The organism is Roseomonas sp. CCTCC AB2023176 (genome assembly GCF_042259275.1).
Classification (GTDB): Bacteria; Pseudomonadota; Alphaproteobacteria; order Acetobacterales; family Acetobacteraceae; genus Roseomonas.
In genome coordinates, this window is sequence record NZ_CP170086.1 from 4,370,643 (window position 1) to 4,392,643 (window position 22,001).

Consider the following 22,001-nt stretch of genomic DNA (forward strand, 5'->3'; position numbering starts at 1 on the left):
CAAAGAGGGACGGCTAGTCGGCGCGTCTCCGAGTTCATGGGAGTGAAACCTTCGATGCTGCGACGTTCCATCGCGGCGGGCGCCCTCGCGCTCGCGGCTGCCTTCGCCACCCCGGCCTCGGCCCAGCAGGCCCCCGCCCCCCAGAACGTGGTCGAAATCCAGTTCTGGCACGGCCTGACCCAGCCGAACGGCGGCCTGCTCGAGCAGATCGCGACGGACTTCAACAACAGCCAGAATCGCTACCGCGTCGTCCCGTCCTTCCGCGGCTCCTACGCCGAGACGATGGTCTCCGCGATCGCCGCCTTCCGGGCGGGCACGGCGCCGCACATCGTCCAGATGTTCGAGGTCGGTACGGGGACGATGATTTCCGCCGGCCGCGCCATCCGACCGGTACACGAGATCCTGGCGGAGACGGGCACGCAGATCGACTTCAACGACATCCTCGCCCCTGTCCGCGGCTACTACAGCCTGCCGGACGGACGGATGATGTCCATGCCCTTCAACTCCTCCACGGCCATCGCCTGGTACAACAAGGACGCCTTCCGCCGGGCCGGGCTGAACCCCGACCAGTTCCCCGCGACCTGGGCGGGCGTCGAGCAGGCAGCGCGGAAGTTGAAGGAATCGGGCCACGCCTGCCCGATGTCCACGGCCTGGCCGACCTGGCTGCACATCGAGCAGATGAGCGCGATCCACAACATCCCGCTCGCGACGCTCGGCAACGGCTTCGGCGGGCTGAACACGGAACTCGCGATCAACAACCCGCTGATGCGCCGGCACTTGACCAACCTTGTGAACTGGCAGCGCGAGGGCCTGTTCCGATACGGCGGCCGCGACACGGCCGGCGAGGCGCTGTTCCCCTCGGGTGAGTGCGCGATCATGTTCACCTCCTCCGCCTTCCGCGGACGCGTGGTGCGGGAGGCGCAGTTCGCCTGGGGCGCGGCGCTGCTGCCCTATTACGACGACGTGCAGGGCGCGCCGTTCAACTCGATCATCGGCGGTGCCTCCTTCTGGGCGATGAATGCCGGCCCGAGCCGCCAGCGTTCGGCCGACGAGCTCCGCGGCGTTGCGGAGTTCTTCCGCTACACCGCCCGGCCCGAAGTCGCGGCCAAGTGGCACGTGGACACGGGCAACCTGCCCATCTCCCTACGCGCCTACGAAGAGCTGAAGGCCCGCGGCTACTACCGGGAGAACCCGGGTGCCGACATCCCGATCGAGCAGCTGCTGCGCGGCGGCGGCCAGACAACGGAGAACACGCGGGGCATCCGCCTCGGCGGGTTCGTCGAGATCCGCAACATCATCCAGGAGGAGATGGAGCGGGCCTTCCAGGGCGGCCAAACGGCCGACCAGGCGTTGGTGAACGCGCAGACCCGCGGCAACGCGGTCCTTCGCAACTTCGAGCGGACGAACCGCGCCCCGCAGTAACGGCGGGTCGTTGACGCGGCGGGCCGGGAGGGGCACCCCCTTCCCGGCCTGTTCGTGCAATGGCGGGGCATTGCGGGAGGGACGATGCAGAAGAAGGTGATCTTCCGGGGTACGCTGCTGCCGATCGCGCTGCTTCTGCCGCAGCTCATCGTCACCGGGATTTTCTTCTTCTGGCCTGCCGGCCAGGCCGTCTGGCAATCGCTGCTGCGCGAGGATGCCTTTGGCCTGTCCAGCGAGTTCGTCGGCCTGGAAAACTTCCGTGACGTGCTGACCGACCCGACCTGGCTCGGCGCGGCGGGCAACACGGTGGTCTTCTCGACCTGCGTCGCCGTGCTGGCGCTGGGGACCGCGCTCTTCCTCGCCGTGCAGGCGGACAAGTCGCTGCGCGGCGCGACGGCCTACCGGACCCTGCTGATCTGGCCCTACGCGGTCGCGCCGGCCATCGCGGCGGTGCTCTGGGTCTTCATCTTCCATCCGCAGATCGGGATCATCGGCCGCGCGCTGAACGGGGCCGGCATCCCTTGGGACTACAAGCTGAACGGCGCGCAGGCGATGTTCCTCGTCATCCTCGCCTCGGCCTGGAAGCAGGTGGCCTACAACTTCATCTTCTTCCTCGCGGGCCTCCAGTCCATCCCGGCCGCGGTGAACGAGGCCGCGGCGATCGACGGCGCGCGCCCCGCCCGGCGCTTCTGGACCATCACCTTTCCCCTGCTCTCGCCCACCACCTTCTTCCTGCTGGTGGTGAACCTGACCTACGCCTTCTTCGAGACCTTCGGCGTCATCCACGCCCTCACCCAGGGCGGCCCGGGCAAGTCCACGGAAACCCTCATCTACAAGGTCTACGTGGACGGCGTGCAGAACCTGAACCTCGGGACCTCCGCGGCGCAGAGCGTCATCCTCATGCTCATCGTCGTCGCGCTGACGGCCTTCCAGTTCCGGGGCATCGACAAGAAGGTGCACTACTGATGTCGGCGGTCACCACGGACCGGATTCCGGCCATCCGGGACGACGCGCTCCTGCGCGCGACGCGACGGCGTCATCTGGTCTCTCGCCTCACGGCTCACGCGGCGCTGCTCCTCGGTGTCGTCATATTCGTGTTCCCGATATACCTCGCGGTGATCGGCTCCACCCACGACGTGGGGACAGTCGGGCGCGGCGACATGCCGCTGACCCCCGGGTCGCACGCGCTGGCGAACTACGCCCAGGCCCTGAACACCGGCGGCACGCAGATCAACGTCGCCCCGGCCGCGCTGATGCTCTGGAATTCGCTGCTCATGGCGACCCTGATCGCGGCGGGGAAGATCGCGATCTCCATCCTCTCGGCCTACGCCGTCGTCTTCTTCCGATTCCCGCTGCGCATGGTCGCCTTCTGGGCGATCTTCATCACCCTCATGCTACCCGTCGAGGTACGGATCATCCCGACCTTCCAGGTCATCGTGAGTTTGAACCTGAACAACACCATGCTCGGCCTCACCATTCCCCTGATCGCCTCGGCCACCGCGACGCTCCTGTTCCGGCAGTTCTTCCTGACCATCCCCGACGAGTTCGTGGAGGCCGCGAAGATGGACGGTGCGGGGCCCATCCGCTTCCTGCGCGACGTCGTCCTTCCCCTGTCCCTCACGAACATGGCGGCGCTGTTCGTCATCCTGTTCATCTACGGCTGGAACCAGTACCTCTGGCCCTTGCTGATCGTGAACGACCGTTCGCTCGAGACGATCGTCGTCGGGCTTTCGAAGATGATCGGCACGGGCGACGCGCGGAACGAGTGGAACATCATCATGGCGACGGCCGTGCTCGCGCTGCTGCCGCCGGTCCTGGTGGTGGTCCTGATGCAGCGCTGGTTCGTGCGCGGCCTGACCGATACGGAGAAGTAAGGGGTGGCCACGCTTTCCCTCCGCGGTATCCGGAAGTCCTTCGGCACCACCCAGGTCCTGCACGGCGTGGACCTCGACGTCGCCGACGGCGAGCTCGTCGTGATCGTCGGTGCCTCCGGCTGCGGCAAGTCCACCCTGCTGCGGATCGTGGCGGGGCTGGAGAGCGCAACCTCCGGCGAGGTCGTCATCGCCGGGCGCGACGTGACGGGGCTGGAACCGGCGGACCGGGACATCGCCATGGTGTTCCAGAACTACGCCCTCTACCCCCACATGACCGTCTTCTCGAACATGGCCTACGGCCTGCGTATCCGCGGCCTGCCGAAGGCCGAGATCGAACGCCGGGTCCGTGACGCCGCCGGCATCCTCGGCATCGAGCCGCTGCTGGACCGGAAGCCGAAGCAGCTCTCCGGGGGCCAGCGCCAGCGCGTCGCGATGGGCCGCGCCATCGTGCGGGAACCCGCCCTCTTCCTCTTCGACGAACCGCTCTCGAACCTCGACGCGAGGCTGCGCGTCCAGATGCGGGCGGAGATCCGCCGCCTGCAGCGCCGCCTCGGCGTCACCTCCCTCTTCGTCACCCACGACCAGGTGGAGGCGATGACGCTCGGCGACCGCCTCGTCGTGATGAACGCCGGGCGCGCGGCGCAGGTCGGGCGCCCGATGGAGATCTTCTCCCGCCCCGCCGACATCTACGTTGCCGGCTTCATCGGCTCTCCCTCGATGAACTTCCTGCCCGCGACGCTGGACGGGGCCGGCGCGCGACTCGCCTCCGGTCTCCTCGTCGCGTTGCCGGAGCCGCCCGCCGCCCCGTCCGGCACCGCCGTGACCCTCGGCATCCGGCCCGAACACCTGCTGCCCGGAGAGGCGGAGGGCGCCCTTCCCCTCGCGGTCGAACTGATCGAGCCGCTGGGATCGGAGACGGTGATCCACGGCCGCTCTCCCGACGGCCTGCCGATCACCGCCCGCCTGCCCGGCTCCTTCACCGGATCCACGCTCCCGGTCCGGATCGCCACGGAAGCCGTGCACCTCTTCGCGGCGGAGACCGGCGCCCGCCTTTAGCCCCGTTCCGCCGCGGGCCCGATCTGCTACACGGCCCGGTGATGACGGCCGACGCGCAGGACGCCACCCCGGACTGGCAGGCCGCCTTGCAGCGCGGGGACCGGGCGCGACGCGACGGCGACCTTCCGGCCGCCCTGCTCGCCTACCGGGAGGCCGCTTCGCTGGCGCCGGCGGAACCCCACCCGCCCCTCCACGGCGGCCACGTCCTGCGCCTGCTCGGGCGCACGGACGAGGCCTTGCGGGCCTACGACCTCGCGATCTCGCTCGACCCGTTCTCCCGCGCGGCGCGCGACGCCCTGGCCGCGCTCCGGTCCGGCGGCGACGTCCCCGTTGTGGTGGCGTCCCAGTCCGCTCCGGACACGCCCCGCAATGACCCGGAACAGCCGCGCGCGCCGGTCGCCGTGGCACCACCACCGCCGGCGCAGACCCACCGGGATGCCACTACCGCGGCCGGCCCGCCCGTCGCGCGGACGCGCCGCGCGATCATGCGCGCGGGCTCCGCCGGCAGCGTTGCCTACGATGTCAGCGACCTGCTGCTCCACCTCGCTCAGACGCCCATCCCGACCGGCATCCAGCGCGTCGTCGCCGGCGTGACGCGCGCGGCAATACGCCGGGGTGGGGACAGGGCGCGGATCGTCACGCTGGACGAGCACGACGGCACGTGGCGTCGCGTCGCGTCGGCCCCCTTCGCCGCCGTCCTCGACCTCCTCGGCACCGGCGACGACGAAGCCTGGGAGGGCGCGAGCGACGAGCTGCGGGCCTCCCTCGCCCGCGCGGAGGCCGTGGACTTCGCGGCGGGCGACGCGCTCGTCAGCCTGGGCAGCCCCTGGGGCATCCCCGGACACCTGCGAGCGGTGCGCCGCTCCGGCGCCCGCTGGGTTCCCTTCCTGCACGATTGTGCGCCGCTCGACCGTCCCGAACACTGCGTCCGAGGCCTCGTCCAGGCCTATGCGCGCTGGTTCGGCGGCATCGCCCTGTGCGCCTCCGGCCTGATCTGCAACTCCGAGGCGACCCGCGCCGCGGGCGAGGCGCATCTGGACGCCCTCGCGCCGGGCCTGAACCTGCCGACGGGCGTCGCCCGCCTCGACGCCGATCCGCGGCCCGGCTCCGTGCCCGACCGCAAGGCCGCGCGCCGCCTGCTCGGCGCGCATGCCGACGAACCCTATGTCCTCTTCGTCGGCACGATCGAGAGCCGCAAGGACCATCTGACGGTCCTGCGCGCCTGGCTGTCGCTTCGGCGGCGCCGCGGTCCCGGGCGGCTGCCCCGGCTCGTCCTCGTCGGCGGCCCGGGCTGGCACGCCGAGGCCGCCATGGGCCTGCTTTCGAACAGCGAGGAACTGGCCGCGGCGGTGCAGGTCCTCCACGGCGTGCCTGACGCGGCGCTGGCGGCGCTCTACGCGGGCTGCCTCTTCACCGTCTACAACAGCCATCTCGAGGGTTGGGGCCTGCCGGTCACGGAGAGCCTGGCCTGGGGGAAGGTGCCCGTGGTCGCCGACCTCCCGGCACTGCGCGAGTCGGGCGGCGCGGCCGCGATCCTGGTTCCGCCGCAGGATGAAGCGGCCCTTGCCGACACGGTTGAGCGGCTGCTCCGCCCCGGCGAGCTCGCCACGCGGGAGGCCGCCCTCGGCGTCTCGCCCCTGCGCCGTTGGGACGACGTCGAGGTGGAGATCGCCGGCCTCGCCGCGGCGGCCGCCGCGGGCCCGGCGATCCCGCGACAGGCCCGGGGTACCCTGCCGCCCGCGGAACGCCTCTCCTTCCTCCGGAACGACACCGGCCGCCCCATGCCGGCCGCAGCCTTCGCCGAGAGCCTGCGGGACGACGGCGACTGGCTGCCGCTGACGGAATTGGGCGCGCCCTTCCGGGGCCCGGTGACGCTGCGCATTCCGCTCGGAGGGACCTTGCCCGGCGGGGCCGCACGGCTCGGCCTCGAGGTGTCCGTCCCCGAGGGCACGACCCTCTCCCTCGAGGTGCTTCCCGACGGCGAGCCGGCCGGCCGGTTCCGCATCGCCCCGTCCGCTGCGGGCGACGGCGCGGTCAGCCTCGGCTTCGACATGCCAGCTGCGGTGGAGGAGCTGGGCCTGCGCCTCTGGACGACGCCGCCCGGCGCCGCCGCGACCCTTCGCGGGCTGATGCTCTGCCGGGAGGACGATCTGCTCGCGCGGGTTGGCTTCGTCGAGGCCCAGGCCGGCGTGCGGATGCACGCTCCGGTTGGTGGAAGGTTAACGATCGCTTAACCGATCCTGCGGGGGTGCGCACCGCCTCCCGCTCCTCGGCCCGCGGCCGGTTAACCGGCGATCCACGATTGGCGGGCATGATCCTCCGCATGATCGGGACGAACTCGCTCGCCGCTTTCACGCAGGACGTCTCCCGGGCGGCCGGGATCGGCTCTGTCCGCCCGGTACAGCCCGCCTCGACCCCGGCCAAGTCGGCGGCGCCGCAGCGGCTGCTGGAACAGGTCCCTCCCCCGCCCCAGTCGCCCTTGCCGCGCGGCTCGCTCCTCGACCTGCGGGTCTAACCGCCGCCTCGCCGAGGCGTCATCCGGTCGGTCTTGCAACCGGCGGTGTGCCGACCGACCATCGGCGCATGGCCGGGACCTTCGAACGCATCCGACCCGACGGCGACGACCGGGAACGGCTTACGTGCCGCGACTGCGGCTTCGTCGCCTACGAGAACCCGAAGGTGGTCGTGGGCTCCGTGGTCGAGGTGGAGGGCGGCGTCCTGCTCTGCCGCCGGGCCATCGAGCCACGCGCCGGGTACTGGACGCTCCCCGCCGGCTACCTCGAGATGGGCGAGACGGTGGAGGAAGGCGCTCGCCGCGAGGCGCGGGAGGAGGCGCAGGCCGAGATCGCGCTGCGCGGCATCCTCGGCGTCTATTCCATCGCGCGCCTGGGCCAGGTTCAGGTGATCTTCCGGGCCAACCTCGCCGCCCCGGGCTTCGCGCCGGGGCCGGAGAGCCTCGACGTCCGGATTTTCACCTGGGAGGAGATCCCCTGGCCGGAGATCGCCTTCCCCTCCGTCCGCTGGTCCCTCGAAGCGTGGCGCGCGGGTCTCGGCCCACCAGGGCCGCCGGTGGGCAATCCACCGGAGGACGCGCGGGGGATGAGGCCGCTGCCGAGCGCCGCGGAGATGGCGCCGTGATCGTCCTCGGCTTGCTCGTGGCGCTGGCCGGGGCGCCGGAACGCCCGGTGATCCTGGCGCAGGAGGGCGCCCAGCCCGCCCCGATGGCGCGCCCGGTTCCGCCGCGCCGCACGCCGGTGCGGCGGCGGCCACCGCAGCCGATCGCGCCGCTGCCCGCCCCCACGCCGGTACCGGCGCCCTTGGCGCGGGACTTGGCGCCCGTGCCGAACCGGTCCATCGAAGGCCCGCGCTCCACCGCCGAGGCGCCACGGCCGGTCCTGCGGCCTGACCTGATCGAGCCGCGCGACCTGCCGGATCAGCGCAGCCGCGGCGGCGGCACCTTCACGGACAGGCAGGACCGCTTGTTCCGCGACCCCGCCGCGGGGGCGCGGCTGAACATCCCCTTCTCCTACTGATCGCCGCGCTACTGGCCGCGCTGGGCCCGGCCGGGCGTCCAGACGTCGTCCGGCGTCGTCCAGAGCGCGGGGTCCCGCAGGCCCCGCGCCAGGGCCTCCGCCATGGCGGTCAGGAGCCGCTCCCCTTCTCCGCCGTGGCGGCGCGCGGGTCACCGCGGACGCCGGTGCCCGGCGCACGCTCGGCGAAGGACCAGAAGCGCTGGAAGGCCGAACTGCCGACGGACATGCCACCGTTGGAGAGGGCCCGGTCTACCTGGTCCTTGCGCACCGCGTCCGGGTCGAGTGCCAGCCAGAGGCTCGTCTCGGCTTCGCAGGCATGCTGCGTACTCCATTGTGTTTCCAGGATCTTCGCGATGTCCGCGGCAGCCGCGCCGTGGACGGTCGCCGTCACGACCGGGATCACGAATTCCGCGCCCATCTCCCGCGCCATGACCGCGAGCGGGTCGATGTTCCCGCCATGGGAGTTGACGAGGAACAGCTTGCGGAACCCGCAGGCCCGGATGGACCGTGCGATGCAGTCAAGGACGGCCCGCATCGCCCTGAAATCGAGGGAAATGGTGCCGCCGAACGGCAGGTGATGTTCGCTGATCCCCTGCCACATCGGCGGCAGGACGATCGCCGGCGCGTCGTCCCGCACCAGCCGCGCGGCACGGACACAGGTCGCGTGACCGATGAGGCTGTCCGTCCAGACCGGCAGGTGCGGGCCGTGCTGCTCCAGCGCCGCGACGGGCAGCATGACGGTGGCGTCGCGCGCCGCCCATTCACCGATCTCGGGCGCGGTCATCCGTTCCCACCGCACGTCGTCGAAGCCCTGCATCACGCCTCCAGCCCCACCAGCGAGCGCGCGAAGTCGCGCGCCTCGAAGGGTCGCAGGTCCGCCGCGGTCTCGCCAACGCCGACCGCGTGGACGGGCAGGCCGAATTCCTGCGCCAACGCCACGACGACGCCGCCCTTGGCCGAGCCGTCCAGCTTCGTCACGACCAGACCCGTGACGTCCACCATCTCCCGGAACACCTTGCACTGCTGGATGGCGTTCTGCCCGGTGGTCGCATCGAGCACGAGCAGCGTGGCGTGCGGTACCTCCGGGTCGGCCTTCCGGAGCACGCGGACGACCTTGCGCAGCTCATCCATCAGCCCGGCCTTGTTGTGCAGCCGGCCGGCGGTGTCGATCAGGAGGATGTCCGTGCCCTCCGCCTTCGCGCGGGTCAGCGCGTCGTAGGCGAGGCCGGCGGCGTCAGCCCCTTCCTTCGCCGGCGCGACGACGGTGCTGCCGGTGCGATCGCCCCAGATCTGCAACTGCTCGACCGCCGCGGCCCGGAAGGTATCGCCGGCGGCCATCATCACGCCGTACCCCTCCGCCCGCCACTGCTGTGCCAACTTGGCGATCGTGGTGGTCTTCCCCGTGCCATTCACGCCGACCACGAGCACGACCCAAGGCTTCACGCCATCCGGCATGGCGAGGGGCGTCGCGACGGGGCCGAGGATGTCCGCGATCTCGTCGGCCAGCGCGCCCTTCACCTCCTCATCCGTCACTTCTTTTCCGAACCGCGTCTTGCGGAAGGATTCGACGATACGACGCGAAGCACCGACGCCGAGGTCGGCGGTGATCAGCGTGTCCTCCAGTTCCTCCAGCGCCTCGTCGTCCAGGCGGCGCTTGCGGAAGAGGGAAGTGATGTTCTCGGTGAGCTTCGCGGTCGAGCGGGAGAGGCCGGCCTTCAGGCGCGAGAAGAAGCCGCCGCGGGCCGGCGCTTCCTGGGCCATGGCAGGATCGTCCGGCACCGGCGGCGATACCCGCGCGAAGGGTCCCCGGCGCTCTGGCTCCAACTCCTCGGCAGCGGGCGGTGGCTCGGGCGCAGGCTGGAGCAGGCGACCGAGCAGGCCCCGACGCGCCTGCTCCGGCGCGGGGGCTGTGCGGTCGGGCAGGACGTCATCCTCCTCGACCGGCGGCACGTTGGGAGGCGGCTCCAGCTCGGCCGGCGCGGGCGCTGGGAGGGGCGGCGCCAGCGGCGGCATCGGGACCGCGGGCGCCGGGACGAACGGGGGCAGCGCCTCTTCCGGCTCCGGTATGTGCGGAGCGACCGGCGCCGAGGGCAAAGCGACGCCGGGCATCGGCGCCATCGGCGGCAGCACGTGGTCAGGCTGCGTGATCGGCGGGACAGTCTCGGCCGGCTCCTCCTTCGTCCCGCGGCCGGTCAGGCGGCCCCAGAGGTCCTTCAGCGCCATGCGATCACCGTGTCCGGATCTGTTGCGCCCGAAACGCGCGGCGCGGCCACCGCGTCACAGGGGCGCGTCACGCGGGATAGGCGTCGAGGTCGAGCATCCCCGTGTAGGCCAGCGCGGTCGGGCCGGCCATGAGGACGTGCCCGTCCTGCCGCCAGGTCAGGCGGAGGTCGCCGCCGGGCAGGGAGACCATCGCCTCCCGCTCCGTCAGCCCCCGCCGCGCGGCGTTCACGATCGTCGCGCAGGCGCCGGATCCGCAGGCGAGAGTCATGCCCGCGCTCCTCTCCCACATCACCAGCCGGATGTGGTCGGGGGCGAGGACCTGCGCGAAACCGATATTGGCGCGCTCCGGGAACCAGGCGTCGTGCTCCAGCGCGGGGCCGAGCCTCGCGACGTCCAGTGAGGCGAGGTCGTCCACGAAGACCGTGGCGTGCGGGTTGCCCATGGAACAGCAGGCCGCGTCGCGGAACGGCGCGGTCGAGACGGGCACGTGCAGCGTGTCCGCCTCCCGCGCCAGGGGCACGTCGCGCCAGCCAAGCAGGGCCGGGCCCATGTCGGCGCGGACCGTCCCGTCCGGCAGGCGCTCGACGGGCAGGTGCCCCGCCACGGTCTGGACCGTTACGCGGTCTGCGCCACGCTCCTCCATCAGCAGGGTCGCGATGCAGCGCGTCGCGTTGCCGCAGGCCTGGGCCTCGGTGCCGTCGGGGTTGCGGATGCGCATGAAGACGTCGGCGCCGTCCGCCGGGCGCTCCATCACGATGAACTGGTCGCAGCCGATCCCGAAGTGCCGGTCGGCGATCGCGGCCGCCCGGGCCGGGGTGATCGGCAGGTCCTCCGCGCGCGAATCCAGCACGACGAAGTCGTTGCCGAGGCCGTGCATCTTCCGGAAGGGCACCATCATGACGCCGGCGATATAGGCCGCGTCACCCGCGGTCGGAAGACGCGGTGTCCGGTGCCGGGGCAGAGGGATGCGGGGTCGGCTCGTGGCTGGGTACCTCCCCCGGCATGATCTCCCGAAGCACGTCGTCGGGCACGGCGTCGAAGGCCAGTCCGGCCTCGGTGAAGAGGCGGGCGGAGATGAAGCCGCGGCGGTCCCACTCGCTCTTCGTTCCGTGCCGCGGCGCGGCGGCGACCACGCGCCGGATGCCCGCCTGGATCGCCAGCACCGCGCAGTGATTACAGACCGGCTTGCCCACGACGTAGAGCGTCCCGCCCCGCGCGTCCCGCCCCGCATGCAGCAGGGCCGACTGCTCGGCATGCAGCATCATGTCGAGCTTCGTCGGCTTGTCGGAGAGGCGGTCGACGTCGTCCTCGATCCGCGCGGGGAAGCCGTTGAAGCCTGTCGCGACGATCCGGTTCAGTTCGGGCGCGACCAGGACCGCGCCGACCCGGCCCCGCGGATCCTTCGACCAGTCCCGGATATGCGCGGCCAGCCCGAGGTAGCGTCGGTCCCAGCGGGAGAGCGGCCCCGACCCGGCGGGGCTTTCGGCATCGGCCATGGGGCGGAGTTGCGTCCCCCTCCCCCGCTCCGTCAATGCCGTGGGCGAACGACAGTGGTGGAGCAGGGCGCGTTCGTCACGACCTCCGCGGCGACCGTGCCCAGGCGTTTCCGCAGGACGGCCTCCGTCCGCGCGCCGATGACCACGTGGTCCGCGCCGTTGGCGGCCGCGTAGTCCACGATGGCCGCGCCGGCCGAGGGGCCTTCGAGGACGTGGAAGGTCACGCGCCCCTCCGGCAGGCCGAGCGGCGCGGCCCAGTGCCGGAGCTCGACGAGGCGCTGGACGCGGACGGACCGGCCGTCCTCATCCAGCGGGGCGTCGCCGGATAGGATGCCCTGGACGATGACGTTGACGCAGGCGACCCGAGCGCCGGGCCGGGCCGCGATGACATTGCCCAGGGAGCGGCGCAGCGCGACGCCCAGTTCCGCGGAGGTGTCCGCAGGATCCAGCGCGATGACCACGATCGGCGCGGTATGGGCGGCCTCCGCCGGCTTCGACCGGGCGGGCGAGGTGTCGAGGTTGATCCGGCGCTGGATGGCCGTCAGCCAGGGGTCGCGCCGCGACTTCTCGGCCCGGGCGGTCAGGCGGATGCCCTCCGGGTTCCGCAGGTCGAACGCCAGGGCGCCGGCGCCGGGGTGGCGGTCGCCAGGCTCCGGTTCGAGGCAGCGCAGAATCAGTTCCTGCAGCCAGGGCGGGATGTCCGAGCGCAGGCGGCGCGGCGGCACGGGGTCCCGCCAGAGCCGGCGCCGGGCCGCGCGGATGTCCTGCGGGTTGCCGAAGGGCAGGACCCCCGTCGCAAGCTCGTACATCACGACGCCGAGGGCGAAGAGGTCGCTCCGTGGATCGTCCCGCAAGCCCAGTGTCTGTCGTGGCGCCATGTAGGGCGCGGTGCCCAGCGGGATGCGGATTTCCTCGGCCAGCAGGTCGGGCAGCTGGCCGTGGTTCGACAGGCCGAAATCCACCAGCACGGCCGCCCCATCCTCCCGGAACAGGATGTTCGCGGGCTTCACGTCGAGGTGGGACACGCGCTGGCGATGAACGTCCGCGAGCGCCGTTGCGATTTTTGCGCCGAGGGCGGCGACCTCCCCGGCGGCAGGGGCAGGTCGGGCGCGCGTGCCGCGAGGCTGGGGCCGGGGATGCGCTCCATCGCGATGTAGGGCTCGGCCGAGAAGTCGCCCGCGGCGATGAAGCGGGGGACGTGCGGGCCCGCGAGCCGGGGCAGGATCATCTGCTCCATTTCGAAGGACACGATCGCCGCGGGGTCGGTGGACTGGAGGAGCGGTAGCTTCACCAGCAGCGGGCCCGGATGGTCCGGGTGGGTGGCGGCGTGGAGGACCGCGTAGGCGCCGTCGTGCACGATTTCGGCCAGGCGGAAGCCTTCGAGCGTGTCGCCGGTGCCGGGGCGCTTCCTCACGTGCCGGTCCGCAGGCGATGGGCCAGGCGGGGCGGAAGGCCGGCGGCGAGGACCTTATCGGCGGCCGTGTCCACGTCGTAGGGCACGCGGACCCAGCGCAGCTCGTTCGTCGCGGGGTCCAGCAGGCCGTAGCAGGCGGCGGGGTTGCCGTCGCGCGGCTGGCCGACGGCGCCGAGCACCGCGACCCAGCGGCGTGGGCGCTGGAGGGGGACCGGGGCCTCGGCGGGGGTGAAGGCGGTCAGCTTCTCCGCCGCGGTCAGGCCGAAGAGGCGGGGGAGGTGCGTGTGGCCGCAGATCGTGACGCGCGCCAGGGTGGCGTCGAGGGAACGCCGGGCGTCCTCCGCGCCCTGGACGTAGCGCCAGTCGCCGGGGCTGGAGGCGTCGGCGTGGACGTAGAGGCGGTCCTCCTCGACGTGCTCCAGCGGCAGGCTGCTGAGGAAGGCGGCGGCATCGGGGGAGAGCTGACGCCGCGTCCAGTCCATCGCGATGGCGGCATCCCCGCGCAGGCCGGTGCCGCGGCGGAACAGGGCCTCGTCATGGTTGCCGAGGAGGGCGAGGGCGCCGTGGGCGACCCGGTCCATGACGGTGCGGAGGACCCAGGCGGGGTCGGCGCCATAGCCGAGGTAATCGCCGAGGAAGACGAAGCGCGTGGCGCCGGCGCGGTCGGCATGGGCGAGGCAGGCGGAGAGGGCCTCGCGGTTGGCGTGGATGTCGGAGAGGAGGGCCAACAGCATCTCGGTGACGTCACCCTGGTCGGCCGAACGCGGTCGGTCGTATAGCCATTGAATCGCGAGGAGAAGGCGTTGATCGGCGATGATGTCGAGCTTTCAGCGAGTCGGTATACCCCTCCGGCGCTGTCGCCTGTCGAATTTGAGCTGTACGTAAAGGATCAGCTCGATTTACCAGGTTCGACATTAGAGGAGTACAAATCAGAACATAGAACATGCCTTGAAGCAGACGACGGAACTTACGAGATAGACATCCTTATAAGGTTCAACGCCTTTGGGGCCGATTTCGTGACGCTTGTGGAGTGTAAGAGATACAGGCGTCCGGTCGGGAGGGAAAAGATCGCAGCGCTCCATGCAAAGCTCGTCTCCCTCGGCGCCCACAAAGGAATTGTTTTCTCGACTTCGGGATACCAGTCAGGCGCGGTAAGCTATGCGTCGAAGCACGGTATAGCTCTCGTCGAGGTAGCGGACGGGCGGAGTACATACCTTCGTAAGGCGGCTCTCTCGGATAACGACTGGTCGACCTACCCGCTAAATATTCAACGACTTGCGAACTGGCTACTAGTCGAAAAGGAGGATGAGGGAAGGCCAGCAGTTCACTTTCTCCAAGTCGAAAAGGTCGTCGTCGGCGATGTGAGCGAGCAGTCGGTTCGCTCGACTGAGGCTTGCCCGCACCCTCCCCTTCGCCTATAGCCCCCTCCACCACGCGCCCCGGGCCTCGACGGGCTGCCCGGCCGTGGTTCCCGGCCCCCGCCGCATGGTGCGGCCTGACCCCCGAAAGAGGGTCGGCGCAAGGTGGGGCCGTCCGTCCCGCATGAGGAGGACCGAAATGCCCAAGATGAAGACCACGTCTTCAGCCAAGAAGCGCTTCAAGATCACCGGCACGGGCAAGGTCCTCGCCGGCGCCGGCTTCAAGCGCCACATGCTCGGCCACAAGTCGCCGAAGATGAAGCGCCAGAACCGCGGCACCTTCACGCTCACCGACCAGGACGCGAAGACGGTGAAGCAGTGGCTGCCCTACGGGCTGAGCCGGTAAGGGGGGCGCCGAACCATGGCACGTGTAAAGCGCGGCGTTGCCGCCCACGCCCGTCACAAGAAGGTCCTCAAGCTCGCCAAGGGCTATGTCGGCCGGTCCTCCACCGCCTACCGTCCCGCGCTGGAGCGGGTCGAGAAGGCGCTGCAGTACGCCTACCGCGACCGCCGCAACAAGAAGCGCGAGTTCCGCGGCCTGTGGATCCAGCGCATCAACGCGGCGGTGCGGGAGCACGGCCTGACCTATTCCAAGTTCATCGCCGGCTTGAAGGCCTCGGGCGTGGAGCTGGACCGGAAGGTGCTGGCCACCATCGCCTATGATGACGCGGCGTCCTTTGGCGCCCTGGTCGAGAAGGCCAAGGGCTCCCTGCCCGCCAACGGCTGATCCCGACCGACGGATCGAGGCAGGGCCGCTCCGGGAGACCGGGGCGGCCCTTTCCTTTTCGGCCCTCTTTTCTTTTCGAAGAGCGGGCGGCATCCCTCCCACCCCGAACCGAACCGGACCAGGCATGAGCGAGGCGCTGGACACCATCCGCGACGAGACCGAGGCCGCGATCGCCGCCGCCGCCGACCTGCGCGCGCTGGACGCGGTGCGCGTCGCGGCGCTGGGCAAAAGCGGCCGCGTGACCGGCCTGCTCAAGACCCTCGGCGCCCTCGCGCCGGAGGAGAGGCGGTCCTTCGGGGCCGCGGTGAACGCGCTGAAGGGGGAGGTCGAGCGGGCACTGGACCAACGGCGCACCGCCCTGGAAGCCGCGGCGCTGGAAGCACGCCTCGCGGCCGAGCGGATGGACGTCTCCCTCCCTCCCCGCCCGTTCCCGTCGGCGGGCGCGGAGGCCGGCGCGATCCACCCGATCTCCCGCACGATGGAGGAGCTGATCGCCCTCTTCGGCGCCATGGGCTTCGCTGTCGCGGAGGGACCGGACATCGAGGGGGACTGGTACAACTTCACCGCCCTCAACATCCCCGCCCACCATCCAGCGCGGCAGGACCACGACACCTTCTACCTCCCGGCGCCCAAGTCAGGGGGCGACTCCCCGCGCCCGGTGCTGCGCACGCACACCAGCCCCGTACAGATCCGCACGATGCTGGCGCAGGAGCCGCCGATCCGCGTCATCGTCCCCGGCCGCACCTGGCGCGCGGACCACGACGCGACGCATTCCCCGATGTTCCATCAGGTCGAGGGGCTGGTGATCGGGCGCGACATCACGCTCGGCCACCTCAAGGGCTGCCTGACCGACTTCCTCCGCGCCTTCTTCGGCATCGCCGACCTGCCGGTGCGCTTTCGCTCCTCCTACTTCCCGTTCACCGAGCCCTCGATGGAAGTGGACATCGGCTGGAACCGGAAGACGGGCGAACTGGGCGCAGGCGGCGACTGGCTGGAAATCCTCGGCTCCGGGATGGTGCACCCGAAGGTGCTGGCGAATGCCGGCGTGGACCCGAAGGTCTGGCAGGGCTTCGCCTTCGGCATGGGGATCGAGCGCATCACGATGCTGAAGCACGGCATCCCCGACTTGCGCCCGTTCTACGAGGCGGATTTGCGCTGGCTGCGCCACTACGGCACCAGCCCGCTCTCGCCCTTCAACCTGCACGACGCCGCGTAAGGGCCGACGATGAAGTTCACCCTGTCCTGGCTGCGCGACCACCTCGACACCGACGCCCCGCTCGACCGGATCCTCGCGACGCTCAACACCATCGGCCTCGAGGTCGAGGGGGTGGAGGACCGCGGGGCATCGCTCGCCGCCTTCCGCATCGCCTACGTGGTCGAGGCGGTGCAGCACCCCAATGCCGATCGGTTGCGTGCGCTGAAGGTGGATGTGGGCGACGGCGTGATCCGCTCCGTCGTCTGCGGCGCGCCGAACGCGCGCACGGGCATGAAGGCGGTCGCGGCCATGCCCGGCGCCTTCATCCCGGGCACCGGCATCACGCTGAAGGCCGGCGAGATCCGCGGCGTGAAGTCGGAGGCCATGCTGCTCTCCTCCCGCGAGATGGGGCTGGGCGACGACCATTCGGGCATCGTGGACCTGCCGGAGGACGCGCCTCTCGGTGCCCCCTACGTGACGTGGGCCGGGATGGACGATCCGGTGATCGAGATCAGCGTGACGCCCAACCGGGGTGACGCGCTTTCCGTCCGGGGCATCGCGCGCGACCTGGCCGCGGCGGGTATCGGGCGGCTGAAGCCCTGGGACCCGGCACCGGTGCCGGCGGCCTATCCGTCCCCGCTGCGGTGGGAGATCGCGCAGCCCGAGGCCTGCCTCTGGGCCCTGGGACGCGCCGTTCGCGGCGTGCGCAACGGCCCCTCGCCGAAGTGGCTGCAGGACCGGCTCGTTGCGATCGGGCTGCGGCCGATCAACGTGCTGGTGGACATCACCAACTACTTCACGCACGACCTCGGCCGCCCGCTGCACGTCTTCGATGCCGCGAAGGTCCATGGCGACACGCTGACGATTCGGCTGGGGCGCGAGGGTGACGAGTTCCTCGCGCTCAACGGCAAGACCTACCGTCCGGGGCCGGCGGATTCCGTCATCACCGACGCGGCGGGGGTCGAGAGCCTCGGCGGCATCATGGGCGGCGAACGGTCGGGCTCGGAGGAGGCGACGCGCGAGGTCTTCGTGGAATGCGCGCTCTTCGACCCCATCCGCATCGGGCTGACCGGCCGGCGCCACGACATCCGCTCCGACGCGCGGTCGCGGTTCGAGCGTGGCGTGGACCCCGCCCTCCTGCCGCTTGCGCTGGAAGCGGCGACGCGCATGATCCTCGACCTCTGCGGCGGCGAGGCGAGCGAGGTGGTCTCGGCCGGCGCGGAGCCGGCCTGGCATCGCAAGGCGACGATGCGCTTCGAGCGGATCGCCGGCCTCGGCGGTTCCGCCATTCCGCCGGAGCGCGCGGTGGAGTCCCTGGAACGCCTGGGCTTCGACGTCGCATCGCGGGACGCAAAGCGGGTGACGGTCGCCGTCCCCCCTGGCGCAATGACGTCGCCGCATCCGGCTCCGCCTATCGCGCCGGCGGGACGGAACTCGTCCAGGGCCCCGGCCTCGCGCCGGACCGCGCCGCCGCGGCGGCCGGGGGCGTGAACGAGATCGAGGCGGAGTGCGACTTGGTCGAGGAGGTGCTGCGCCTCGAAGGCCTGGGCGCGGTGCCCGCGGTGTCGCTGCCCCAGTCCAACCCGCTGCCCCTGCCCGCCCTGACGCCGCGCCAGTCGCGGGCATCCCTGGCCCGCCGCGTCCTCGCCTCCCGCGGCATGCTGGAGGCCGTGACCTTCGGCTTCACGGCGCGGGACACGGCCGCGCTCTTCGGCGCCGTGCCCGACGCGCTGCGACTGGAGAACCCGATCGCCGCCGACCTCGACCAGATGCGGCCGACCCCCGTGGCGACGCTGCTCCAGGCGGCCGCCCGGAACGCAGCGCGCGGCTTTGCCGACGTGGCGCTGTTCGAGATCGGCCCCGGCTACGCCGACCCGACGCCCGAGGGCCAGGTCGCAATGGCGGCCGGGCTCCGCCTCGGCGCAACGCCGCGTCACCCGCTCGCTCCCTCGCGCCCGCTGGACGCGCTGGACGCGAAGGGCGACGCGCTGGCCGTGCTGCTCTCGCTCGGCGTCGCGCCGGCGGCGCTGAGCGTTTCGACTGACGCGCCGGCCTACTACCACCCCGGGCGATCCGGCATCCTGCGCAGCGGCCCGAAACTTCCGCTCGCGCGCTTCGGCGAATTGCACCCGCGGGTCCTGGCCGCCCTCGACATCACGGGGCCCGCGGTCACCTTCGAGGTGCTACTGGATGCCATCCCCGACCCGAAGCGGCGCAAGAAGTCCGCCCCCGACCTGCCGGCCTTCCAGCCGGTCCGGCGCGACTTCGCCTTCCTCGTGGATGCGACGGTCCCTGCCGAGAACCTCGTCCGCGCTGCACGCGGGGCCGAGCGGACGCTGATCGCGGACGTCGCCCTCTTCGACCGCTACGCGGGTGACCGCCTGCCGGAGGGTAAGGTCAGCCTTGCCGTCGAGGTGACCTTCCAGCCGCGCGACCGAACCCTGACCGATGCGGAAATCGAGGCCGCGTCGAAGAAGGTTGAGGAAGCCGTGGCGAAGGCGACGGGAGGGACGCTCCGTGGCTGAGGCCCCTCGCCCCTTCCGCTACCCCGTCCCCGACCTTGCCGATCTGCCGGAGGACGTGCGCGCCCGAATCGTAGCGGTGCAGGAGAAGGCCGGCTTCGTCCCGAACGTCTTCCTCCTCCTCGCCCGGCGTCCGGAGGAGTTCCGCGCCTTCGTCGCCTACCACGACGCGCTGATGGAGAAGCGCGAGGGCCTGACGCTCGCCGAGCGGGAGATGATCGTCGTGGCCGTCTCCGCCGCGCATTCCTGCCTCTATTGCGTCGTCGCCCACGGCGCGATCCTGCGGGTCCGGGCAAAGGACCCGCTGATCGCGGATCACCTGGGCACGAACTACCGCAAGGCCGAACTGCCGCCCCGCCAGCGAGCCATGCTCGACTTCGCCCTGAAGGTTGCGACGGATTCCGCCCGCATCGGCGCGGAGGACTGGGCCGCCCTCGCTGCCGCCGGCCTGTCCGACGACGAGGCCTGGGACACGATGATGATCTCCGCCTTCTTCTCCATGTCCAACCGCATGGCGAACGCGACGGACCTGCGGCCGAACCCGGAATTCCACATGCTCGGCCGGCTGCCACCGAAGCCGAAGGGCTGACACCGGCTCCGCCAAGGCTTTGACGCCGCGCGGAAACACCCTATCTCCCGCGTGACATCGCGGGCCGGCGCCCGGCCCACGCCTGGGACCCCATGACCGAAACGCCCCTCGACCGCATCCGTAACTTCTCGATCATCGCCCATATCGACCATGGGAAATCCACGCTTGCCGACCGCTTGATCCAGCAGACCGGCGCCCTCTCCGCCCGCGAGATGACGGAGCAGGTGCTGGACAACATGGATATCGAGAAGGAGCGCGGGATCACCATCAAGGCGCAGACCGTGCGCCTGAACTACCGGGCGAAGGACGGGCAGGACTACGTCCTGAACCTGATGGACACGCCGGGTCACGTGGACTTTGCCTACGAGGTCTCCCGTTCCCTTGCGGCCTGCGAGGGCTCGCTGCTCGTCGTGGATGCCTCGCAGGGCGTGGAGGCGCAGACCCTCGCCAATGTCTACCAGGCAATCGAGGCGGGCCACGAGATCGTCCCGATCCTCAACAAGGTGGACCTCCCGGCCGCCGAGCCCGACCGGGTGAAGCAGCAGATCGAGGACGTGATCGGCCTGCCCGCCGACGACGCCGTCATGATCTCGGCCAAGACCGGCCTGAACATCGAGGGCGTTCTGGAGGCCCTCGTCACCCGCCTGCCCCCGCCGAAGGGCGACCGCGACGCACCGCTGAAGGCGCTTCTGGTCGATTCCTGGTACGACCCCTACCTCGGCGTTGTCATCCTGGTGCGCGTCCGCGACGGCGTCCTGCGCAAGGGCCAGAAGATCCGCATGATGGCGGAAGGCTCGACCCACTCCGTGGACAGCATCGGCGTCTTCCGCCCGAAGATGCAGCCGGTCGAGGAACTCGGGCCGGGCGAGATGGGCTACATCACCGCCGCCATCAAAACCGTCGCTGATACGAACGTCGGCGACACCATCACGGACGACCGGAAGCCGGCGTCGGAGCCACTGCCCGGCTTCAAGCCTTCCATCCCCGTCGTCTGGTGCGGCCTCTACCCCGTGGACGCCGACGATTTCGAGAAGCTGCGCGACTCCCTCGCGAAGCTCCGCCTGAACGACGCCTCCTTCCACTACGAGGCGGAGAGCAGCGCGGCACTCGGCTTCGGGTATCGCTGCGGCTTCCTCGGCTTGCTCCACCTCGAGATCATCCAGGAACGGCTGTCGCGGGAGTTCGACCTGGACCTCATCGCGACGGCGCCCTCGGTCGTCTACAAGCTGAAGATGAACGACGGCACCGAGCGAGACCTGCACAACCCCGCCGACATGCCGGACCCCACGCGCATCGACAGCATCGACGAGCCCTGGATCAAGGCGACGATCTTTGTGCCCGACGAGTATCTCGGCCCGATCCTCACGCTCTGCAGCGAACGCCGCGGGCAGCAGGTGGAGCTCACCTACGTCGGCAGCCGCGCCATGGCCGTCTACCGCCTGCCGCTGAACGAGGTGGTCTTCGACTTCTACGACCGGTTGAAGTCGGTTTCCCGCGGCTACGCCTCGTTTGACTATGCGATGGACGGCTATGCCGAGGGTGACCTGGTGAAGATCGGCATCCTCGTGAACAACGAACCGGTGGATGCCCTGTCCTTCATGGCGCACCGCGCGCAGGCCGAACGGCGCGGGCGGCAGATCTGCGAGAAGCTGAAGGAGCTGATCCCCCGGCAGCTCTTCAAGATCCCGATCCAGGCGGCGATCGGCGGCCGGGTGATCGCGCGCGAGACGATTAGCGCCCTGTCGAAGGACGTCACCGCCAAGTGCTACGGCGGCGACATCTCCCGGAAGAGAAAACTCCTGGAGAAGCAGAAGGAGGGCAAGAAGCGCATGCGGCAGTTCGGGAAGGTCGAGATCCCGCAGAGTGCCTTCATCGCCGCCCTCAAGATGGACGCCTGATCGCCGGGGCCGCCCCGCGCCGCGGGGCGGCTTCGCGGCGCGCCCGTCAGGCCATGCGCGTGATGTAGGCCTTCAGGCTCTCCACGTCGTGCTGGTGGAGCATGATCCGATACTTCACGAGATCGCGGATGCTGATGATCCCCATCAGCTTCCCTTCATGCGTACAGACCGGAAGGTGCCGGAAATACCCGTTGTCCATGATCTCCATGGCGAGGTCGACGGGCGTCTCCGGCGCGACCATCGTGACGTCCCGCGTCATCAGGTCCTTAGCGGCCAGCCCCAGCATCGCGGCCCCGCGCTCCGCGAGGCACTTCACGACGTCGCGCTCGGACAGGATGCCGACGAGCCTGCCGGACGGTTCCAGCACGACGACCGCCCCGATCCGGCGAGAGGCGATGATCCGCGCGACCTCCGTCATCGGCGTCTCTGGGGCTACGGAGACAACGTCGGCGCCCTTCTCCTTCAGCACGTGCGCGATCGTCATGCCTCGGTTCCCTCCCGTGCTCGATCCGACTTCTCAGTGCTTGTCTCGGACTCCTGCGCGATATCGGAGGCACGACCGGCTGCGCAACGGCGCTCCCATGCCCGCGCGGGCGTGTCCGCGTGAAAAACCATCCATCTTCATCCCGGGTTT

At 70.7% G+C, this 22,001-nt stretch carries 22 protein-coding genes and 1 pseudogene; 15 read left to right on the forward strand and 8 right to left on the reverse strand.

The window, feature by feature from the left end; all coding sequences use genetic code 11:
• Nucleotides 1-54: 54 nt before the first annotated feature.
• From ugpB to ACE7GA_RS21940, 8 genes are all read left to right on the forward strand, one after another.
• Nucleotides 55-1,422, forward strand: coding sequence for a sn-glycerol-3-phosphate ABC transporter substrate-binding protein UgpB (gene ugpB / locus ACE7GA_RS21905; RefSeq protein WP_376091519.1), 1,368 nt, complete (start codon nt 55-57; stop codon nt 1,420-1,422).
• 84 nt (nt 1,423-1,506) lie between these two features.
• A complete protein-coding gene (ugpA, locus tag ACE7GA_RS21910) occupies nt 1,507-2,388 on the forward strand; it encodes a sn-glycerol-3-phosphate ABC transporter permease UgpA (protein ID WP_376091522.1) in 882 nt (293 codons plus the stop codon).
• The gene (gene ugpE / locus ACE7GA_RS21915; protein WP_376091525.1) at nt 2,388-3,296 is read left to right on the forward strand and encodes a sn-glycerol-3-phosphate ABC transporter permease UgpE; all 909 of its coding nucleotides are present in this window, start codon (nt 2,388-2,390) and stop codon (nt 3,294-3,296) included. Before ugpA ends, ugpE begins: the two co-directional genes overlap by 1 nt.
• A gap of 3 nt (nt 3,297-3,299) precedes the next feature.
• Nucleotides 3,300-4,352, forward strand: coding sequence for a sn-glycerol-3-phosphate ABC transporter ATP-binding protein UgpC (gene ugpC / locus ACE7GA_RS21920; protein WP_376091528.1), 1,053 nt, complete (start codon nt 3,300-3,302; stop codon nt 4,350-4,352).
• A gap of 41 nt (nt 4,353-4,393) precedes the next feature.
• Nucleotides 4,394-6,586, forward strand: coding sequence for a glycosyltransferase (locus tag ACE7GA_RS21925; protein WP_376091531.1), 2,193 nt, complete (start codon nt 4,394-4,396; stop codon nt 6,584-6,586).
• A gap of 77 nt (nt 6,587-6,663) precedes the next feature.
• Nucleotides 6,664-6,867, forward strand: coding sequence for a hypothetical protein (locus tag ACE7GA_RS21930; RefSeq protein ID WP_376091534.1), 204 nt, complete (start codon nt 6,664-6,666; stop codon nt 6,865-6,867).
• 68 nt (nt 6,868-6,935) lie between these two features.
• Nucleotides 6,936-7,490 (forward strand): NUDIX domain-containing protein, encoded by a 555-nt coding sequence (locus ACE7GA_RS21935; protein WP_376091537.1) that lies wholly within the window; start codon nt 6,936-6,938, stop codon nt 7,488-7,490.
• Nucleotides 7,487-7,885, forward strand: coding sequence for a hypothetical protein (locus ACE7GA_RS21940; protein ID WP_376091540.1), 399 nt, complete (start codon nt 7,487-7,489; stop codon nt 7,883-7,885). Before ACE7GA_RS21935 ends, ACE7GA_RS21940 begins: the two co-directional genes overlap by 4 nt.
• Before the next feature lie 109 nt (nt 7,886-7,994).
• Here ACE7GA_RS21940 and ACE7GA_RS21945 read toward each other — a convergent pair whose 3' ends face one another.
• From ACE7GA_RS21945 to ACE7GA_RS21975, 7 genes are all read right to left on the reverse strand, one after another.
• A complete protein-coding gene (locus ACE7GA_RS21945; RefSeq protein WP_376091543.1) occupies nt 7,995-8,702 on the reverse strand; it encodes a creatininase family protein in 708 nt (235 codons plus the stop codon).
• The gene (ftsY, locus tag ACE7GA_RS21950; protein ID WP_376091546.1) at nt 8,702-10,108 is read right to left on the reverse strand and encodes a signal recognition particle-docking protein FtsY; all 1,407 of its coding nucleotides are present in this window, start codon (nt 10,106-10,108) and stop codon (nt 8,702-8,704) included. The genes ACE7GA_RS21945 and ftsY overlap by 1 nt, the downstream gene beginning before the upstream one ends.
• A gap of 67 nt (nt 10,109-10,175) precedes the next feature.
• Entirely contained in the window at nt 10,176-11,006 is an 831-nt protein-coding gene (gene dapF / locus ACE7GA_RS21955; protein ID WP_376091549.1) for a diaminopimelate epimerase, read from the reverse strand.
• Nucleotides 11,007-11,028: 22 nt separating this feature from the next.
• Nucleotides 11,029-11,604 (reverse strand): cytidine/deoxycytidylate deaminase family protein, encoded by a 576-nt coding sequence (locus tag ACE7GA_RS21960; RefSeq protein ID WP_376091552.1) that lies wholly within the window; start codon nt 11,602-11,604, stop codon nt 11,029-11,031.
• 32 nt (nt 11,605-11,636) lie between these two features.
• Nucleotides 11,637-12,629 (reverse strand): serine/threonine protein kinase, encoded by a 993-nt coding sequence (locus ACE7GA_RS21965; protein WP_376091556.1) that lies wholly within the window; start codon nt 12,627-12,629, stop codon nt 11,637-11,639.
• Nucleotides 12,611-13,018 carry a hypothetical protein gene (locus ACE7GA_RS21970; protein WP_376091559.1) on the reverse strand — a complete coding sequence of 136 codons (408 nt, stop codon included), beginning with the start codon at nt 13,016-13,018 and terminating at the stop codon, nt 12,611-12,613. Before ACE7GA_RS21970 ends, ACE7GA_RS21965 begins: the two co-directional genes overlap by 19 nt.
• Nucleotides 13,015-13,752, reverse strand: coding sequence for a metallophosphoesterase family protein (locus tag ACE7GA_RS21975; RefSeq protein ID WP_376091562.1), 738 nt, complete (start codon nt 13,750-13,752; stop codon nt 13,015-13,017). The genes ACE7GA_RS21970 and ACE7GA_RS21975 overlap by 4 nt, the downstream gene beginning before the upstream one ends.
• Nucleotides 13,753-13,821: 69 nt before the next feature.
• On the opposite strand from ACE7GA_RS21975, the gene ACE7GA_RS21980 reads away from it, so the two are divergent.
• The 7 genes and pseudogenes from ACE7GA_RS21980 (at nt 13,822) to lepA (ending at nt 21,367) form a co-directional block, all read left to right on the forward strand.
• Entirely contained in the window at nt 13,822-14,439 is a 618-nt protein-coding gene (locus ACE7GA_RS21980) for a restriction endonuclease (RefSeq protein WP_376091565.1), read from the forward strand.
• Nucleotides 14,440-14,575: 136 nt separating this feature from the next.
• Entirely contained in the window at nt 14,576-14,782 is a 207-nt protein-coding gene (gene rpmI / locus ACE7GA_RS21985; protein ID WP_376091568.1) for a 50S ribosomal protein L35, read from the forward strand.
• Nucleotides 14,783-14,797: 15 nt separating this feature from the next.
• Complete coding sequence (rplT, locus tag ACE7GA_RS21990; protein WP_376091571.1) at nt 14,798-15,163, forward strand: 50S ribosomal protein L20; 366 nt, start codon at nt 14,798-14,800, stop codon at nt 15,161-15,163.
• A 124-nt stretch (nt 15,164-15,287) separates the two neighbouring features.
• Entirely contained in the window at nt 15,288-16,379 is a 1,092-nt protein-coding gene (pheS, locus tag ACE7GA_RS21995; protein ID WP_376091574.1) for a phenylalanine--tRNA ligase subunit alpha, read from the forward strand.
• A 9-nt stretch (nt 16,380-16,388) separates the two neighbouring features.
• Nucleotides 16,389-18,883 (forward strand): annotated as a pseudogene (gene pheT, locus ACE7GA_RS22000) (phenylalanine--tRNA ligase subunit beta).
• Nucleotides 18,876-19,469 (forward strand): peroxidase-related enzyme, encoded by a 594-nt coding sequence (locus ACE7GA_RS22005; RefSeq protein ID WP_376091577.1) that lies wholly within the window; start codon nt 18,876-18,878, stop codon nt 19,467-19,469. The pseudogene pheT and the gene ACE7GA_RS22005 overlap by 8 nt, the downstream one beginning before the upstream one ends.
• A gap of 92 nt (nt 19,470-19,561) precedes the next feature.
• Entirely contained in the window at nt 19,562-21,367 is a 1,806-nt protein-coding gene (lepA, locus tag ACE7GA_RS22010; protein WP_376091580.1) for a translation elongation factor 4, read from the forward strand.
• Between the two features lie 46 nt (nt 21,368-21,413).
• Here the strand turns inward: lepA and ACE7GA_RS22015 are convergent, their stop codons facing one another.
• Nucleotides 21,414-21,851, reverse strand: coding sequence for a CBS domain-containing protein (locus ACE7GA_RS22015; protein WP_376091583.1), 438 nt, complete (start codon nt 21,849-21,851; stop codon nt 21,414-21,416).
• Nucleotides 21,852-22,001 lie beyond the last annotated feature (150 nt).

Excerpts from the sequence above, each read along its gene's own strand:
- ugpB (WP_376091519.1), top strand. The coding sequence starts at position 55 with ATGCTGCGACGTTCCATCGCGGCGGGCGCCCTCGCGCTCGCGGCTGCC.
- ugpA (WP_376091522.1), top strand. The coding sequence starts at position 1,507 with ATGCAGAAGAAGGTGATCTTCCGGGGTACGCTGCTGCCGATCGCGCTG.
- ugpE (WP_376091525.1), top strand. The coding sequence starts at position 2,388 with ATGTCGGCGGTCACCACGGACCGGATTCCGGCCATCCGGGACGACGCG.
- ACE7GA_RS21925 (WP_376091531.1), top strand. The coding sequence starts at position 4,394 with ATGACGGCCGACGCGCAGGACGCCACCCCGGACTGGCAGGCCGCCTTG.
- ACE7GA_RS21930 (WP_376091534.1), top strand. The coding sequence starts at position 6,664 with ATGATCCTCCGCATGATCGGGACGAACTCGCTCGCCGCTTTCACGCAG.
- ACE7GA_RS21935 (WP_376091537.1), top strand. The coding sequence starts at position 6,936 with ATGGCCGGGACCTTCGAACGCATCCGACCCGACGGCGACGACCGGGAA.
- ACE7GA_RS21945 (WP_376091543.1), bottom strand. The coding sequence starts at position 8,702 with ATGCAGGGCTTCGACGACGTGCGGTGGGAACGGATGACCGCGCCCGAG.
- ftsY (WP_376091546.1), bottom strand. The coding sequence starts at position 10,108 with ATGGCGCTGAAGGACCTCTGGGGCCGCCTGACCGGCCGCGGGACGAAG.
- dapF (WP_376091549.1), bottom strand. The coding sequence starts at position 11,006 with ATGATGGTGCCCTTCCGGAAGATGCACGGCCTCGGCAACGACTTCGTC.
- ACE7GA_RS21960 (WP_376091552.1), bottom strand. The coding sequence starts at position 11,604 with ATGGCCGATGCCGAAAGCCCCGCCGGGTCGGGGCCGCTCTCCCGCTGG.
- ACE7GA_RS21975 (WP_376091562.1), bottom strand. The coding sequence starts at position 13,752 with ATGCTGTTGGCCCTCCTCTCCGACATCCACGCCAACCGCGAGGCCCTC.
- rpmI (WP_376091568.1), top strand. The coding sequence starts at position 14,576 with ATGCCCAAGATGAAGACCACGTCTTCAGCCAAGAAGCGCTTCAAGATC.
- rplT (WP_376091571.1), top strand. The coding sequence starts at position 14,798 with ATGGCACGTGTAAAGCGCGGCGTTGCCGCCCACGCCCGTCACAAGAAG.
- pheS (WP_376091574.1), top strand. The coding sequence starts at position 15,288 with ATGAGCGAGGCGCTGGACACCATCCGCGACGAGACCGAGGCCGCGATC.
- lepA (WP_376091580.1), top strand. The coding sequence starts at position 19,562 with ATGACCGAAACGCCCCTCGACCGCATCCGTAACTTCTCGATCATCGCC.
- ACE7GA_RS22015 (WP_376091583.1), bottom strand. The coding sequence starts at position 21,851 with ATGACGATCGCGCACGTGCTGAAGGAGAAGGGCGCCGACGTTGTCTCC.